General features: G+C 69.1%; 18 protein-coding genes. 13 read left to right on the forward strand and 5 right to left on the reverse strand.

Going from position 1 to position 16,267, the window contains the following annotated elements; translation table 11 throughout:
* Positions 1-101: 101 nt before the first annotated feature.
* A complete protein-coding gene (locus WDU93_RS00870) occupies positions 102-743 on the reverse strand; it encodes a TetR/AcrR family transcriptional regulator (protein WP_337316405.1) in 642 nt (213 codons plus the stop codon).
* A gap of 48 nt (positions 744-791) precedes the next feature.
* On the opposite strand from WDU93_RS00870, the gene WDU93_RS00875 reads away from it, so the two are divergent.
* From WDU93_RS00875 to WDU93_RS00885, 3 genes are all read left to right on the forward strand, one after another.
* On the forward strand, positions 792-1,832 hold the full coding sequence (locus WDU93_RS00875; RefSeq protein WP_337316407.1) for an agmatine deiminase family protein: 1,041 nt from the start codon (positions 792-794) through the stop codon (positions 1,830-1,832).
* Positions 1,829-3,544, forward strand: a complete 1,716-nt coding sequence (locus tag WDU93_RS00880) for an amidase (RefSeq protein ID WP_337316409.1) — start codon at positions 1,829-1,831, stop codon at positions 3,542-3,544. Before WDU93_RS00875 ends, WDU93_RS00880 begins: the two co-directional genes overlap by 4 nt.
* A gap of 64 nt (positions 3,545-3,608) precedes the next feature.
* Positions 3,609-4,070: a hypothetical protein gene (locus tag WDU93_RS00885; RefSeq protein ID WP_337316410.1), complete on the forward strand. Its 462-nt coding sequence runs from the start codon at positions 3,609-3,611 to the stop codon at positions 4,068-4,070.
* Positions 4,071-4,601: 531 nt separating this feature from the next.
* Here the strand turns inward: WDU93_RS00885 and WDU93_RS00890 are convergent.
* The gene (locus WDU93_RS00890) at positions 4,602-5,684 is read right to left on the reverse strand and encodes an ABC transporter permease (protein ID WP_337316411.1); all 1,083 of its coding nucleotides are present in this window, start codon (positions 5,682-5,684) and stop codon (positions 4,602-4,604) included.
* A gap of 78 nt (positions 5,685-5,762) precedes the next feature.
* Between WDU93_RS00890 and WDU93_RS00895 the strand changes: the two genes are divergently transcribed.
* The 5 genes from WDU93_RS00895 (at position 5,763) to WDU93_RS00915 (ending at position 10,514) form a co-directional block, all read left to right on the forward strand.
* On the forward strand, positions 5,763-6,356 hold the full coding sequence (locus WDU93_RS00895) for a TetR/AcrR family transcriptional regulator (RefSeq protein ID WP_337316413.1): 594 nt from the start codon (positions 5,763-5,765) through the stop codon (positions 6,354-6,356).
* 113 nt (positions 6,357-6,469) lie between these two features.
* Entirely contained in the window at positions 6,470-7,321 is an 852-nt protein-coding gene (gene kynA, locus WDU93_RS00900) for a tryptophan 2,3-dioxygenase (RefSeq protein ID WP_337316415.1), read from the forward strand.
* A 1-nt stretch (position 7,322) separates the two neighbouring features.
* On the forward strand, positions 7,323-8,252 hold the full coding sequence (locus WDU93_RS00905) for a hydrolase (protein WP_337316417.1): 930 nt from the start codon (positions 7,323-7,325) through the stop codon (positions 8,250-8,252).
* A gap of 1 nt (position 8,253) precedes the next feature.
* Positions 8,254-9,510: a kynureninase gene (locus tag WDU93_RS00910; RefSeq protein ID WP_337316419.1), complete on the forward strand. Its 1,257-nt coding sequence runs from the start codon at positions 8,254-8,256 to the stop codon at positions 9,508-9,510.
* 191 nt (positions 9,511-9,701) lie between these two features.
* On the forward strand, positions 9,702-10,514 hold the full coding sequence (locus tag WDU93_RS00915) for a PaaX family transcriptional regulator (protein WP_337316421.1): 813 nt from the start codon (positions 9,702-9,704) through the stop codon (positions 10,512-10,514).
* Positions 10,515-10,516: 2 nt separating this feature from the next.
* On the opposite strand, the gene WDU93_RS00920 is transcribed toward WDU93_RS00915, so the two are convergent.
* Positions 10,517-10,999, reverse strand: a complete 483-nt coding sequence (locus WDU93_RS00920; protein WP_337316423.1) for an FBP domain-containing protein — start codon at positions 10,997-10,999, stop codon at positions 10,517-10,519.
* Positions 11,000-11,263: 264 nt separating this feature from the next.
* Entirely contained in the window at positions 11,264-11,905 is a 642-nt protein-coding gene (locus WDU93_RS00925; RefSeq protein WP_337316425.1) for an NADPH-dependent F420 reductase, read from the reverse strand.
* Positions 11,906-12,024: 119 nt separating this feature from the next.
* Between WDU93_RS00925 and WDU93_RS00930 the strand changes: the two genes are divergently transcribed.
* The 5 genes from WDU93_RS00930 (at position 12,025) to WDU93_RS00950 (ending at position 15,802) form a co-directional block, all read left to right on the forward strand.
* Positions 12,025-13,674, forward strand: a complete 1,650-nt coding sequence (locus tag WDU93_RS00930) for a radical SAM protein (protein WP_337316427.1) — start codon at positions 12,025-12,027, stop codon at positions 13,672-13,674.
* Entirely contained in the window at positions 13,671-14,000 is a 330-nt protein-coding gene (locus WDU93_RS00935; RefSeq protein ID WP_337316429.1) for a hypothetical protein, read from the forward strand. The genes WDU93_RS00930 and WDU93_RS00935 overlap by 4 nt, the downstream gene beginning before the upstream one ends.
* Position 14,001: 1 nt before the next feature.
* Positions 14,002-14,841 (forward strand): prolipoprotein diacylglyceryl transferase, encoded by an 840-nt coding sequence (locus WDU93_RS00940; protein WP_337316431.1) that lies wholly within the window; start codon positions 14,002-14,004, stop codon positions 14,839-14,841.
* Positions 14,842-15,017: 176 nt separating this feature from the next.
* The gene (locus WDU93_RS00945; RefSeq protein WP_337316433.1) at positions 15,018-15,338 is read left to right on the forward strand and encodes a hypothetical protein; all 321 of its coding nucleotides are present in this window, start codon (positions 15,018-15,020) and stop codon (positions 15,336-15,338) included.
* A 116-nt stretch (positions 15,339-15,454) separates the two neighbouring features.
* Positions 15,455-15,802 carry a hypothetical protein gene (locus WDU93_RS00950; RefSeq protein WP_337316436.1) on the forward strand — a complete coding sequence of 116 codons (348 nt, stop codon included), beginning with the start codon at positions 15,455-15,457 and terminating at the stop codon, positions 15,800-15,802.
* Positions 15,803-15,806: 4 nt separating this feature from the next.
* Here WDU93_RS00950 and WDU93_RS00955 read toward each other — a convergent pair whose 3' ends face one another.
* On the reverse strand, positions 15,807-16,166 hold the full coding sequence (locus WDU93_RS00955; RefSeq protein WP_337316438.1) for a four-helix bundle copper-binding protein: 360 nt from the start codon (positions 16,164-16,166) through the stop codon (positions 15,807-15,809).
* Positions 16,167-16,267 lie beyond the last annotated feature (101 nt).

A 16,267-nucleotide genomic window follows, 5' to 3' on the forward strand; every position in this document is an offset into this window, starting at 1 on the left:
GGGCGTTCCTTTCGGCGCTGAAGTGGGGAGCCCACCGGTGAGGGTGCGTGAGCCGGAGACAACGCTACCTCCCGCCGCAGGGCGCGGCGACACGTGATCGGTCATCGTTCGAGCACCGCCGGGTCGACGTCGAGCAGCCCGGCGAGCACCCGTCGTGTGAGGGCCGTGCGGTCGGGATCGTCGCGCCACCGCACAAGACCCTGCGCGCCGAGCCCGTCGAACATTGCCAGCAGGTGCCACGCCACGGCATCCGCATCCTCGTGCCCGAACGCGCCGGCTTGCTGCCCCCGCACGATCTCGTCGGCGATCGCCTGCTGCCAGGCATCCATCTCGATGCGCACCCGGGCGGCGAGGGCGTCGTTACGGGCGCCGAGCGCCCACCCCTGCACCCACACCAGGGTGACGTCGCGGCGCCCGCCGTCGAGCACGGTGTCGACGAGCATGCCGATGCGACCAGCCGCGTCGGGCTCACCGGCGATGAGTTCGACGATGCCGGCGAGTTCACCGGCGACGATGTCGCCGAAAGTGTCGGCGACGAGGTCGTCCATGCTGGGAATGTAGTGCGCGACGAGGCCAGGGGCAACGCCGATCCGCGCTGCGACCGCGCGCAGGGTGAGCCCGTCGAGCCCCTCGGCGAGCGCGATCTCGCGCGCCGCCGCGGCGACCTCGCGCCGCCGCTCGTCGGGGCTCTTGCGTACCCGCTGAGGTCTTGACGCCTGGGTCATCCGGTCGGTACTCTCCACTTGTTGATCATGTGGTCAATAAGATACCGGACACCGAGGGAGATCGCCATGGGCTGGCGGATGCCGAGCGAGACCGACGCACACGAGCGCACCTGGATGGCGTTCCCCACCGAGGGGCAGACGCTGGGCGACACCGACGTGCTCCGCGAAGAGGGCTATGCCACCTGGACCGAGGTCGCCAACGCCGTCAGCGAGTTCGAGCCGGTCACGATGCTCGTCGACCCGAGCGAGCAGCTGCGCGCCAAGCGGATGCTCTCAGGCGCGATCGAGATCATCGAGGCACCGGTCGACGAGTTCTGGATGCGCGATTCCGGCCCCACCTTCGTCATCGACGACGAGCGCCCCGGCACCCTGGGTGCGGTCGACTGGATCTTCAACGGCTGGGGAGCTCCCGCCTGGGCCGACTGGCAGAAAGCCGCGCAGCACGCCCGCATCATCGCCGATGTCACCGGCGCCGAGCTGATCAGCTCCACCCTCGTGAACGAAGGCGGCGGCATCCACGTCGACGGCGCAGGCACCGTGCTGCTCACCGAGACCGTGCAGCTCGACCCGCGCCGCAACCCCTTCGCCGACCGGCAGCGCGTCGAGGCCGAGATGTTGCGCACGATCGGTGCGACGAAGGCCGTCTGGCTGCCACGCGGCCTCACCCGCGATTACGACGAGTTCGGCACCAACGGCCACGTCGACATCGTCGCCACCATCGTCTCACCTGGGCGCATCCTGCTGCACGAGCAGCGCGACCCGGCGCACCCCGACCACGACGTCACCCGCGAACTGCGCGCCCACCTCGAGCAGCAGACGGATGCGGCCGGCCGCCAATTCGAGGTTGTCGGCATCCCCGCACCGGCACAGCTGAGCGATGCGGAGGGCTTCGTCGACTGGAGCTACGTCAACCACCTCGTCACCAACGAGGGCGTCGTCGCCTGCGGTTTCGGCGACGAGAAGGCGGATGCCGAGGCGCGAGCGATCCTGGCAGAGGTCTACCCCGGTCGGCGCGTCGTGACGGTGGATGCTCGCCCCCTGTTCGATCGCGGTGGTGGCATCCACTGCATCACCCAGCAGCAGCCCCTTCTGGAGGTATCAGCATGATCGAGGTCACCGAAGCATCCATCGCCGACCTGCGCCGCGCGCTCGAGACCGGTCAGGCGACGTCTGTCGAGCTCGTCGACGCCTACCTGGCGCGCATCGCCGCCTTCGATGGACCGGGCACCGAGACGGCTCTGAATGCCGTGATCGTCGCGAACCCCGAGGCGCGCGCCGAGGCCGCCGCCGCCGACGGCCGGCGCGCTGCCGGCGAGGTGCGCGGACCGCTCGACGGCATCCCCTACACCGCCAAGGACAGCTACCTGGTGCAAGGGCTGACGGCGGCCGCGGGCTCGCCCGCTTTCGCCGATCTCATCGCCCAGCGCGACGCGTTCACGATCGAGCGCCTGCGCGCTGCCGGAGCGATCTGCCTGGGGCTGACGAACATGCCGCCGATGGCGAATGGCGGGATGCAGCGCGGCGTCTACGGCCGGGCAGAGAGCCCGTACAACGCCGACTTCCTCACGGCGCCGTTCGCGTCGGGTTCGTCGAATGGCTCAGGCACGGCAACGGCCGCATCGTTCGCGGCCTTCGGCCTGGGCGAGGAGACCTGGTCGAGCGGCCGGGGTCCCGCGACCAACAACGCCCTGTGCGCGTACACGCCCTCGCGCGGTGTGATCTCGGTGCGCGGCAACTGGCCGCTCGTGCCGACCATGGATGTGGTGGTGCCGCACGCGCGCAGCATGGCCGATCTGCTCGAGGTACTCGACGTGATCGTCGCCGACGACGCCGAGACCCGAGGCGATTTCTGGCGCGCGCAGCCGTGGGTGCAGTTGCCCGCGGCATCCGCCGTGCGCCCGGCGTCGTACCCGGCTCTCGCGGCCGAAGGAGCAGGCGCTCTCGCGGGGGCCCGCATCGGCATCCCGAAGATGTACATCAACGCCGATCCGGATGCCGGCACCGCCGAGAATCCCGGCATCGGTGGGCCCACGGGGCAGCGCATCGAGACGCGCGCCTCGGTGATCGAGCGCTGGGAGGCGGCGCGCCGCGACCTCGAAGCGGCCGGCGCGACGGTGGTCGAGGTGGACTTCCCCGTGGTGTCGAACTACGAGGGCGACCGCCTGGGCGCCCCCACGATCGCGACGCGCGGGCTCGTCTCGCCCGAGTACCTGCACCGCGAGATCGTCGACCTGTCGGCGTGGGGCTGGGAGGACTTCCTGCAGGCCAACGGCGACCCCGCCCTGCGCACTCTTGCGGATGTCGACGGCACAGCGATCTTCCCGCACCCGGAAGGTGCTCTGCCCGATCGGTACACCGGCTTCGACGACGACATCGCCGAGTACCCGGGGTGGGTCGCGCAGAACCCCGGCATCGGTATCGCTGACATGCCGGAGCTGCCGGACGGTCTGCGCGGGCTGGAGGAGACGCGCCGGGTCGACCTGGAGGCGTGGATGGACGGGCTCTCGCTCGACGCCGTCGTGTTCCCCGCCGTCGCCGATGTCGGGCCCGCCGACATGGACGTGAATGAGGCATCCGCCGATCTCGGCTGGCGCAACGGCACCTGGATCGCCAACGGCAACCTCACGGTGCGCCACCTCGGCATCCCCACGGTGACGGTGCCGATGGGGTTGATGAGCGACATCGGGATGCCGATCGGTCTCACCTTCGCCGGGCGCGCCTACCACGACTCGGCGCTGCTGCGATTGGCCGCGGCGTTTGAGGCATCGGGGGCGCCTGGGTCGCGGAGGACTCCCCCTGGGCGGACGCCGGCGCTCTAACCCCAAGGTTCCTGAGCGAGGAGCGAGACGACGAGACGACCGTCATCGATCGAAAGGCGAAGCCATGAGCACCCCCACCCACATCACCATGTTCGACGGGAAACGCCGTGGCCCGCTTGTCGACTATTTCCGCCCCTACCCCGATCAGATCCGCACGTCCCTGAACACCCTGGATGGCGCCTCCAGCTGGGCATACAGCCTGTGGCGTGTACCCAAGGGCAAAGACATCAACGACGCCCCATACTCGGAGACGTTCCTCCAAGCGGCAGGCTCCGCGGAAGGCATGACCATCGAGATGCGCACCGTCGAGACCGATGGCACGCCGCACCACTTCGTGGTCGGCAAGCCCTGCACCGACCCGTCCGCGCCGCTGACGAGAATCATCTCGTGGGCGGACGGCGCCCATAGCACCGCTGTCCGCGACGGCGAGGTCTTCACCGCTGACGAGGCCGCCGAGATCTTCTACGCCTATTTCCTCACTGATGCGGTGCCCACCAGCTGCACGCTGCGCGAAATGGCGGCGTAGCGCCACGGGCGAGGATTCTGAGGCGGCGGTCGGTGAAGCTTCCAAGGGACGAAACGTGGCGGATGTGGCGTGTCGCGGGCCGTGGGAGTACGACACGCAGCATCCGTCCGTAGAACCCCACACGCCCTTCGTCTCGCTGCGCTCGCTCAGGGACCCGCCAGCCCAACGGCCAGCCCAGGTGTGGAGGTCGGGTCGGGGACGGTGATCGTCACCACGCCGCAGAACGAGTTTCGCCCACACGTCGGGGCAGCGAGCCCAAAGTCACCGGATCCACGGAAGGCATGACCATCACGACGCGCACCGTCAAGACCGATGGCACGCCGCTCCGCCTCGTCGTCGGCAAGCCCACAGACGAAGCGAGGCGGTAGCGGCCCTTCGCCAGGCTCACGCCCGGAGTCTCGCTGCTCTCGCTCAGGAGGTCCGAGAACGAGCGCACCCTCGAAGACCGCATCTTCACCGACCTGGAAGACCGGATGCCCACGGGGCGCAGCCCGACCTCGACCGGCGGCTCGGCGAAGACGCCAGCCCAGTTCAGGCAGTGATCTGAACGGCGCGACGCGCTGCTGCCCGGCGAGCCGACAGATCCACCGACGTGAGCGCGAGCCCCACCACAAACCACACTGACAGCAGCAGCCAGGGACCAGTGGCATCGGCTGCGGGGAAGTACGACAGATCCCGCAGCAGCGTGCCGGCCGCGCCCGGGGGTAGAAGCTGACCGATGGCGCCCCACGGCTGCAGCAGGAACTGCACCGGCACGGACGCCGCCGAGATCGGGTTGGCAAAGAGCACCATGACGATGGCGCCGAGCCCCGTGCCCACACGCCCGAACAGGGACGTCAACCCGGTGACGGTGCTGGAGATCGCACCGACGGCGAGCGCCAGGGCTAGCACGTTCGCCCAGAAGTTGCCCTGCAGCCCGCCGACCCAGCCCTGCAGCACCCCGGCGAGTACGAGTCCCGCTGCGGCGGCGTAGACGACGACGCCGACGACCCGGCGCACTGCACCCGAGACAGTCAGCGTGAGCACGACGCCACCAATGACGCCGCCGAGCACGAGCGGGAACATCGCGACGGCGAGTCCTGCGCCGGTGGAGTCGGACTCGGCGAAGGGGACGAGGTCTGTGACGGTGACCTTCACGCGCGGAATCGTCACGGGCCCGGGCGTCTGCGCCGACATCGCCTCCACCTGGGCGCGGATCTGCTCGTCGACCTGGTCCTGCACCCGGGCCGCGAGCCCATCGAGGATGCCCGCGACCTGGGCGCTGCCGGCTGTGGCCTTGAGCACTTCGGGCGCCGCACCCGGCGCGGCCGGGTTGGCGGGGAGCACGATCGCTCCGTACGCCTCGCGGCGCTCGACGGCTGCGACGGCCGCGTCGCGATCCTCGTACGAGATGAGCTCGATCGCGTCATCGGCGTTCGCGCCCACGGCCGCGGTAACCTGCTCCGCCGCCGGGCCCTCCCCCACGATGCCGATCGGCACGCCGCGCGGCGACGCCGTCAGTGAGGGCCAGGCGAAAGCCAGCAGGATGACACCGACCACCAGCGACAGAGCGATGCCGGTGCCGACGACGCGCTGCCACGGGGTCACCGCGGGGGTCACGGATGATTCAGACATGATCCACTCCTTGCAAAACGAATGTTCGTTCTTTTTAGATTGCCCCAGTTCCCGTACGCTTGTCAAGGAGGAGTGCGGATGCCGAAGATCAGCGAGAGTCGCCGCGAGGAACGCCGCAGCGACATCATGCAGGCAGCCCTGCGCTGCTTTCTGCGAGCCGGGTATCAGCAGACGTCGATGGCCGACATCATCGCCGAGTCAGGCCTGTCGGCCGGCGCGATCTACAGCTACTTCCCCAGCAAACAAGCCCTCATCCGCGGAGTGGCAACCCAGGTCCTCGGCGAACGCAGAGCCGTCGTCGAGGCCGCCACGGCCGAACATCCACTTTCGCCTAGCGAGATCGTGACACTGCTCATCAACGGCGTCCGCGCACACGCACCCGCGCAGGCGATCGTGCAGGTCTGGTCGGAGGCGACTGTCGACTCCGACTTGCGCGCGCACATCCAGGGAATGATCGGCGACATGCGCGGCACGATCACCGGGGCGCTGACCAGATGGGGCGCCGCCCATCCGGAGGCACTGCCCGCCGGGCAGGCCCCCGCCAGCTGGGCGGCCGCCACGAGCGCCACACTCATCGGACTGCTGCCGGGGTTCATGCTGCAGCGCGCTCTCGTCGGCGACTTCGACGAGGAAGGCTATCTGCTCGGCATCCGGCTGCTGCTTCGCGACTGACCGCATCCGCTCGCACGTCGCGCAGTGACACCCTTCGTCTCGCTGCGCTCGCTCAGGGACCGAGGGCATTTCACTCTTGTGACGTTCGCAACAAAAGTGATACTTTGCTGGGCATGAGCACCGAGAACGAGCGCGCCCTCGAAGACGGCATCGTCACCGATCTGAAAGACCGGATGACGTACGGGTCATATCTCGACCTCGACCGACTGCTCGGCGCACAGCATCCGGTCTCTCGCCCCGAGCACCACGACGAGATGCTGTTCATCATCCAGCACCAGACCACCGAGCTGTGGCTCAAGCTCGTGCTGCACGAGCTGGGCACCGCACGCGACCGCCTCGCCGAAGACGACCTTCGCTCCGCGCTCAAGCACATCGCCCGGGTCAAGCACATCCAAGAGGTGCTCACCCAGCAGTGGTCGGTGCTCGCGACCCTCACCCCCACCGAGTACGCACAGTTCCGCGGCGACCTCGGCAACTCCTCCGGCTTCCAGTCGGTGCAGTACCGCGCCGTCGAGTTCGCCCTCGGCAACAAGAACGAGAAGATGCTCGGCGTCTTCCGCAACCACCCCGACAACCTCGCCCTGCTCACCGCCGAGTGGGAGCGCCCCACCCTCTACGACGAGTTCCTCCGCTACGTCGCCCGCCGCGGCCTGCCCGTGCCCCAGGAGATCCTTGACCGCGACGTGCGCCAGCCCTACCGCGAGCACCCGGAGCTGGTCTCGGCGATCCGCGAGATCTACGAGAACCCGAGCGAGTACTGGGACCTTTACGAGGCGTGCGAAGAGCTCGTCGACGTCGAGGACAACTTCCAGTTCTGGCGCTTCCGGCACCTGCGCACCGTCACCCGCACGATCGGCATGAAGGTCGGCACCGGCGGTTCGAGCGGCGTCGACTTCTTGCAGCGCGCTCTGTCGCTGACCTTCTTCCCCGAGCTGTACAGCGTGCGCACCGAGATCGGCCGCTGAGATGCGCGCCGTCCGCTACCTCGACGCCGGCGTCGTGCGCGAAGGCACCCTCACCGACGACGGCCGGGTGACCCCGCAGCCCGCTCCGGCCGGAACGCCCGCCCTCGAGGGCCTGATCACCGGACGGTTCACCGACCATCACGTGCACCTGCAGCTCGTCGACCATGCGCGCCTCGCCGGCTCCCGCCTCGGCAGAGTACTCGATCTGGGCGCCGAGCCGGGATGGATCCGGGGCGTCGCATCCACCGCCGCACCCATCGTCGCGTACGCCGGCCCCTTCCTCACCGCCCCGGGCGGGTATCCGTCCGACCGGGCCTGGGCGCCGGCCGGTTCGGTGCGGGGAGTGACGGATGCCGAGGATGCCGCCACCGCCGTGCACGAGGCCGCCGCGGCCGGAGCCGCCGTGGTGAAGATCGTCGCGCACAGCGAAGCCGGGCCCGTACTCGACGACGACGCCGTACAGGCGATCGTCGACTCCGCCGTCGCAGAAGGACTGCTCGTCGTCGCGCACGCCGAAGGCGCGGGCCAGGCACAGCGGATGGCACGCCTGCGCGCCGACATGCTCGCGCACGCGCCCTTCACGGAGCCGCTGACGGATGCCGAGATCGACGCCCAGGTCGCCGCCGTCTCATGGATCTCCACCCTTGCCGTACACGACGAGACGCATCAGGCGATCGCGATCGACAACGTGCGCCGCTTCGCCGAGGCCGGCGGCACCGTGCTGTACGGCACCGACATGGGCAACGGAGACACCCCGATTGATCTTCGCGAGGCCGAGATCATCGCGCTGCGCGCCGCGGGGGTCGACGGCATCCGTCTGCTCACGGCCCTCGCGCCCCTGCCTGCCGTCGGTACCGATGCTCTGCTGCTCGTGCCGTCCGATGACCCGCTGCTCGCCCGCCCGCTGACCCCCGCCGATCTGGAGGCCTGAGATGAACGATCCGCTCGAAGAACAGCGCGAGGCCACCCAGGTGCTCGCCGGCGACCTCACCGCTGAGGCTGCCCGGCTCGATGCGGCCGACCCCCTCGCCGCGCACCTCGACGCCTTCGCCGAGGCGCCGGGCGTCAGCGCCTACCTCGACGGCAACTCGCTGGGCCGCCCCCTGAAGGAGACGCCAGACAAGGTCGCCGCGTTCATCCGTCACGACTGGGGCACCCGCTTGATCCGCTCGTGGGATGAGCAGTGGATGGACCTGCCCGTGCGCCTTGGCGACCGGATCGCCGAGGTCGCCCTCGGTGCGGCGCCCGGACAGACGATCGTCGCCGACTCGACCAGCGTGCTGCTGTACAAACTCATGCGCGCCGCACTCGCCGGCCGCCCCGGCCGCAGCGAGATCGTGATCGAGGCGGGCAACTTCCCCACCGATCGGTTCATCGCCGCGGGGATCGCCGCCGAAGTCGGCGCGACCGTGCGCTGGATCGAACCCGACCCCATCATCGGAGTGACGGCCGAGGATGTCGCTGCCGTGCTGTCGGAGCAGACCGCCCTCGTGGTGCTCAGCCATGTCGACTACCGCTCCGGCGCCCTGGCCGACATGCCGTCCGTCACGAAGACCGTGAAGGATGCCGGAGCTCTCATGCTCTGGGATCTGTGCCACTCGGCCGGCGTCGTACCCATGCAGCTCGACGAGTGGGGCGTCGACATCGCCGTCGGCTGCACCTACAAGTACCTGGGTGGCGGCCCGGGTTCGCCCGCCTTCGCCTACCTGCGCGCCGAGCACCAGGGCGTGCTGCGGCAGCCGATCCACGGCTGGTGGAGCGCGGCCGACATCTTCGCGATGGGCCCCGAGTACGCCCCGGTCGGCGACATCCGCCAGTTGCTCAGCGGTACTCCCCCGGTGATGTCGATGCTCGCGATGCAGGACATGCTCGATCACTTGGCGGATGCCGGAATCACCGCCGTTCGCGCGAAGTCGATCTCGCTCACCGACTTCGCGGTGCGCGCCTACGATGAGCTGCTCGCGCCGCTCGGTGTGCGACTGCTCAGCACGCGCAGCGCCGCGCACCGCGGTGGACACATCACGATCGGGCACCCCGACTTCCAGCAGGTCACGCAGCAGTTGTGGGGCGAGGGCGTCATTCCCGACTTCCGGTTCCCCGATGGCATCCGGCTCGGGCTGTCGCCGCTGAGCACCTCGCACGCCGAGACCCTGCGCGGCATCGTCGCCGTGCGGGACGCGTTGCTGTGAGCGACGACGCTTCGACAGGCTCAGCGACCCAGGGAGCGAAGAAGTGGGTCCCTGAGCCTGTCGAAGGGCCCCACCCCGACACCGGCGACGCTTCGACAGGCTCAGCGACCCAGGTGGGAAGCTCAGCGACCCAGGTGGGGGACGACGCTTCGACAGGCTCAGCGACCCAGGCGGGAAGCCCAGCGACCCATGTGGGAAGCCCAGCGACCCGGGTCGTCGATGACATCGACGCACGGCCGGGCAGCACCACTTCGCTGCTGCGCACCGTGATCGGGCTGTACCTGCGGCCGCTCGGCGGCGAGATCTCGTCGGCGGCCCTGGTGACCCTGCTCGGCGACCTCGGCATCCAGCCCGCCCCTGCCCGCACGGCGATCACCCGGGTCAAGCAGAAGGGGCTGCTGCTCGCCACACCGGGTGCCCGCTACGCGCTGAACCCCGCCGCCGTGCCCATGCTCGAGCGCGGCGACCGGCGCATCTTCGAGGTACGCACGATGACACCGGGCGACGACTGGCTGCTGATCTCGGCCACCGTGCCCGAGGCGCAGCGCGACGTGCGGCATCAGCTACGCAGCCGCCTGCTGTTCCTCGGGGCCGGCACCGTCGCCCCCGGCCTGTGGATCACCCCGGCGCACCTCGCCGGCGAAGTCGAGGCGCTGCTCGACGAGACCAGTGCCCGTCCCTTCGCGACTCTGTTCCGCACGAGTGACCCACAGCCATCCGTGCCCCTGCGCGATGCCGCCGCCCGCTGGTGGGACCTCGATGCGCTCCGCGCCGAGCACGACCGCTTCCTGGCATCCGTCGACGCGCTCGATGAGGCAGCGCCCTTCGCCGCGTACGTGCGCCTGCTCGACAGCTGGCGGGTGCTGCCCTACGTCGACCCCGGACTCCCGGCCGAGCTGCTCCCGGCGGACTGGCCCGGATCCCGCAGCATTGCCGCGTTCACCGGGCTGTCCGCACGACTGGCCGATGCGGCCTGGGTTCACGTGCGCGGCGTCGCCGCCTGAGCTCAGCCGAGCTCGCGCACGAAGGCCGCGACATGCTCGCGCAGCCGCAGCATCCGCATCTCCCGCGCGAGTTCACGGTCGTAGCCCTCGTATGCCAGCGGCGGCAGCCGGCGCACGTTGTCTGAGCATCCGAAGTTCTCGCAGATCAGCGTGCCGATCGTGTCGCCGTTGCGCCCGGCGGATCCTGCCTTGCGCGCGGCGAAGAACTGCACGTCGTTGCGCAACGTGACGTCATCGCACCACGAGCACTGGGCCCGCGTCCGGGTGCGCTGCTCGGTGCGCTGCAGCAGGATGCCGACCGGTTCACCGTCAACGTCGGCGACGACGTACGCCCGGCGGGGCATCTTGGGGTCGAACCAGCCGAAGTAGTCGAGCCGGTCGAAGTCGACCTGATCGAGGTCAGCGGGGAAGGTGATCGAAGTGACCTCCTTGCGGGAGGCGTTGCGGAAGGATGCGCGGATGGCGCGCTCGTCGAGGGGTCGCATGAGTGTGCTTTCTGTATGAGGCCGCGATCACTCGCGGCAGGAGGTCAGGCATCGCTCAGATCGGATGCCAGGGTTCGCTCGCTCTCCGGTGACGGGGTTCCGCCGCCGGATCGCACTCAGCCTCTGTCGTCAGCGCAGAACGCGCCGACGATCACCTCCTGCGCCCCACGGGCGCTCTCTGCGAACAGCACTCGGAAAGTGTACGCCCAGACGTACGGCGACGGCCCGCACGCGGAACACGTGCGGGCCGTCAGGTGCCGCAGCTCAGGGCAGGCGGTTCGCGATCGCGAGGTTCGCGCGCAGCTCGTCGGCGTTCTGCCGCACGACGTAGGCGGGGCGGTCGCGCTCGACGCGCCACGACTCGCTGAGCGGGCCGATGTTGACGGTGTCGAAGCCGAACTGGTCGTACAGGTCGGTGACGAAGGCCACGGCCTCGGCATCGTCACCCGCGGTCGCCAGCGCCCGGCGGTCTGGGGTGCCGGCGGGTGCGACGTCGACGGTGATGTCCTTGGCAGGGATGTGGTTGAACGCCTTCACGACGCGCGAGGTGGGCAGGTGCTGTTGCAGCAGCTCACTGGTGGTGGTCTCGCCGCGGTCAAGGGCGTCGATGTGTCCGTCACGCTCGAAGTAGTAGTTGTTCGTGTCGAGCACGATCTTGCCGGCGAGCGGCTCGACCGGCACCTGGTCGATGGCGCGCAGCGGCACGGTGACGACGACGACGTCGCCGGCAGCACCAGCCTCGGCAGGCGTGGCCGCGCGGGCCTTCGGGCCGAGTTCGGCGATGAGATCTGCCAGCGTCTCCGGTTCGCGAGAGTTCGCGATCACCACGTCGTACCCGTGGGCGACGGCCGCACGCGCGACCTGGCTGCCGATGTGTCCTGCACCGATGATTCCGAGAGTTGTCATGTTCGGATGCAACACACACTCCGCCGCGGCATTCCGACTTTCTGCGGATTCTTCGAGATTTCTGCGCAGTCGCCCCGGATTATCGGCGGATGGGGGCACGGGGCTCTATGGTGAACGCCATGGGACAGACGACGGGGTCGGGGATGCCACTGCGGGACTACCGCATCCACCGGTACGTGAACGCTTTTTGCCCGCAGTGTCACGAGGAACGCCCCGATCAGCCGCTCAGCGACGTGCGGCGCCTATCGGGCTGGTTGGCCGACCGCGACGGCACCGTGTGGTTGGAGCGTGGATGCCCCGAACACGGTCTCATCTCGACCATGTACGACGAGTCGGCTGACATCCTCCGCTACCTCGAGCAGTGGACCGCCCCGACCAAGGTGCACACTCCCGACACCGTCGGCAATTTCAAGCCGGTGCCGCAGGCCTATGAAGACGGCCTGCCGCAGATGCAGACGCAGCACACCTGCATCCTGCTCGAGGACATCACCGACCACTGCAACCTGCGCTGCCCGACCTGTTTTGCCGAATCCAGCCCGGCCGCCTCGGCGATCGCCCCGCTGGCCGAAGTGCTCGCCTCGGTCGACGCGCGGTTGGCGAAGGAGAACGACCGTATCGACGTGCTCATGCTCTCGGGCGGCGAGCCGACGCTGTATCCATGGCTCGAGCAGCTCATCGAACACCTCGTGGCGCGCCCCGTGGTGCGCATCCTGCTCAACTCCAACGGGCTGCGCATCGCGAACGACGACGAGTTCGTGGCGTTCCTGAAGAAGCACCGCGAGCGGGTCGAGGTGTACCTGCAGTACGACGGCGAAAGTGCCGAGGCGTCGGCGTATCACCGCGGCGCCGACATCCGCCGGTTCAAGGAGCGGGCGCTGGAACGGCTCTCGGATGCCGGTATCTTCACCACCTTGACGATGACCGCCGCCCTGGGTGTGAACGACGGCGAGATCGGCGACGTCATCCGGCGCGCGCAGGCGACGCCGTTCGTGGGCGGGGTCACGATCCAGCCGGTGTTCGGCTCCGGCCGCTCGGCAGGGATCGACCCGAACAACCGCCTCACCCACACCGGTGTGCTGGCGCGGCTCGGTCCGCAGACCGACGACGAGATCACCTGGCGTGACCTCACCGCCCTCCCGTGCAGCCATCCGCACTGCTGCTCAGTGGGCTACTTCCTCAAGGACGACGCGGGCGAGTGGAAGTCGCTGGTCTCTCTCATCGGCCACGACCGGCTGAAGACGTTCCTCGATCTCAACCCCGATCTGCTCGCCAACCGCATCGCCGACTCGAACGTGAACAAGGCGATCCGCGACGCGGTGAAGACCTCGCTGCTCGACCTGTTCAGCGAACAGTCCTCGCTGTCGCATCCGTCGATGGGCGACATCTGGCGCGACATCTGCGTGAACTGCGACCTCGGCATCGGCACGCTCGCCACCCTCGCCGCCTCGAAACTGCCCGGCCAGCATGGGCGGATGCGACAGATGATGGGCGAGCGGGTGCTGCGCGTGACGGTCAAGCCGTTCATGGACATCAACACGATGATCGAGGAGCGCCTCACCCAGTGCTGCGTGCATGTGGCGACGGTGAACGAGACGACCCAGCAGCACCAGTGCGCGCCGTTCTGCGCGCTGCAGGCCTGGGCCCCCTTGGCACGCACGCGCCTGTCGACCGCGACCGGACGGCGCGAGGTTCCGGTCGCAGAGCCCACCGCCGGCGGCGCGCCCGAACGCGGCGAGCGCCGCCCCCTCGCCGTGCGGAGTGTGACATGACCACCCCCGGCGCCTACGACCCGCACCGACTGCGGCAGCACGACGCCAGCGTGGGGCATCCGGCGCCGTCGTTCGACCCGCTGCGACTGTGCGTCTTCACGACCGTTGCGCTGATCGCCTGCATCCTCGGCCCCCTCGCGGTGCTCGTCTTCGCGCTCATCGCGATCGCCGGGTACGCGAAGGCGCGCAAGGCCGGGCTCATGCGTTCGCGGTGCAAGCTGGGCGACACTCGCCTCGTGCTCGCCTACCTGGGGGTGATCGCCGTCGCCGCCGCGGTGGCGATCCCGTTCTGGGTGATGGCCTGGATGCGGGTATTCGGCGGCTGACATGTTCCCGACCCTGTCCGATCTGCTTCCGTGGCTGCCGCCACTGGAGACGCACGGGGTGTTCGTGGCGCTGGGGCTGCTCGCCGCCGGCATCGTCTTCGTCATCGAGAAACGGCGGCGCGGTGTGACCGACCACCGCGTCGCCTATCTCGTGCTGGGCGCCCTGGTCGGTGCCGCCGTGTTCTCGCGGTTGGGCACGTGGGCCCAGCACCTCGACCCGACGCAGAATCTCTCGCTGGTCGATCAGCTCGCCTATGGCAACGCCTCGATGCTGTCGGCCCTCGTGGGTGCCTGGCTCGGGGTGCATGTGGCGAAGAAGATCTGTCGCTACCCCGATCGCACCGGCGACCTGTTCGCCCCCGCGGTGGCGCTGGCGATGGTGATCGGCCGGATCGGATGCCTGCTCACCGAAGAGCCGGGTACCCCGACTGGGACCTCGTGGGGCATCGTGCTCGACACCGAGGCCGCGCAGCGCGTCGGCGCGGAGGCTGGCGTGGCCCTGCACCCGAGTTTCGTGTACGAGATCGCCTTCCATCTGTTGGCGTTCTGCGTGCTGTGGTTCTGGCTGCGGCACCGTCCCATCGCCGCCGGCGAGACGCTCACCATCTATATCGCCGCGTATGCGCTGTTCCGGTTCTTCGTCGAGTTCGTGCGCGGCAACGACGTCGCCTGGCTGGGCCTGACCCGGCCCCAGCTGTTTCTTTTGCTGACGATTCCGCTGCTGCTCGGCCGGCTGTGGTGGATGCTGCGCACCGGGCGCTTTCACGCGAACCGACCACCGGCCTCGGCCCAGACCGCCGTTTCACTGCCCGTGACAACCGAAAGGACGGATGCACGATGAGCACGCCCGAAGACCCGCACGACGACGCCACCCCGCCGCCGCCCCCTCCTGTCTCGCCCCCACCCCCGCCTGTCTCGCCCCCGCCGCCCTCCGTGGGCACGCCATCTCTGCCACCGACCCCGCCTCCGACACCTCCCGCGAGTCCGCCCTATGCGGTGCCGGCGCCCGGCTACACGGTGAGCAACGGTCAGGGACAGCCGTTCGCTCCCCCGCCGCGGACGCCGCTGAGCTTCGGGGCCTGGCTGTCCATCGGTCTCGGCATCGGCGTCGCCGTGCAGATCGTGGCGATCATCCTGGCGTTCGCCACCGCGAGCTTCACAGGCCCCTATGGCTTCTTCGCGTTCTTCTGGCCGTATGCGGTCGTCGTGCTCGCGTGCGCTGTGCTGATGTTCTTCCCCCGCACACGTGCGGCTACAACGGGGGTGCTCATCATCACCGCAGCATCCTGGCTGCTCTTCATCGGCCCGTGCATCGCGCTGCTCGGCGGGTTCGGGTGACCCCGACGACCTGACCCGCGCCGCCGCGGCGCCGTGTTGCGCCAGATGTCGGCGACTGTTGGCGGCTTATCCGCACAGACGTACTCTCGATGCACACCGACCGTCAGGAGAGCATCGTGACCAGCCAGCCGACCCGCCTTTCGCCCCTCGAGGTGCGTGAGCGTGTCGCCTGCATGTGCGACCACGGAGACGTGTGCTCCTCGTTCGCCCCCGGTCACGCCCTGCACCTGATCCAGGCGCGGATGGCATCGGCCACGCCTCGTGGCTGGGTGGACGCGATCGTGACGCGGGCGGATGCCGCATCCGGCACCGTGGTGGTGCGCACCCTCGACGGCGACGAGCACAGCCTGTGGAATGCCGGCGCTGCCGCCCTCGAGGCCACGCCAGGCACCCCCGTCGCCGTGCACACCGCCTATGGCGTGCTCGCGGTGGGTCGAGTTCAGTACAACGTGCAGGTGTCCTGAGCGGTCAGGACGCCATCTTCATCATCGACTCGCGCATCGCCGCGCACGCGTCCATGCAGTCCTTGCACGCCTGAGCGCACATCCGGCAGATCTCGCTGTGGTCAGCGTGCTCCATGCACTTGTCCATGGCGTACTGGCACATCGCGACCGTGGCATCCAGCATCGCCATCATCGTCGCGGGCGTCATGCCCTGCATCCGCATCATCGAGCGCATCATCGTGTTGCACATGTCGGCGCAGTTCATGCAGGCGGGGCCGCAGTCCATCATCTGCGTCGAACAGACGGTGCACGCCTGCTCACACGCGGCGCAGGCATCCATGCAGGCCTGCATGAGTGACATGTCCATCATGTCCATGCCGGGCATCTGCGACATGTCCTTCGACATCGCGTCCATCATCATCGAGTCCATTGCGCACCGCTTTCGTCATCGGCTTCCGCCGGAGGTAAGAGCGGGCAGGAGACCCG

The organism is Microbacterium istanbulense, assembly GCF_037204145.1.
GTDB classification, from domain to species: domain Bacteria; phylum Actinomycetota; class Actinomycetes; order Actinomycetales; family Microbacteriaceae; genus Microbacterium; species Microbacterium istanbulense.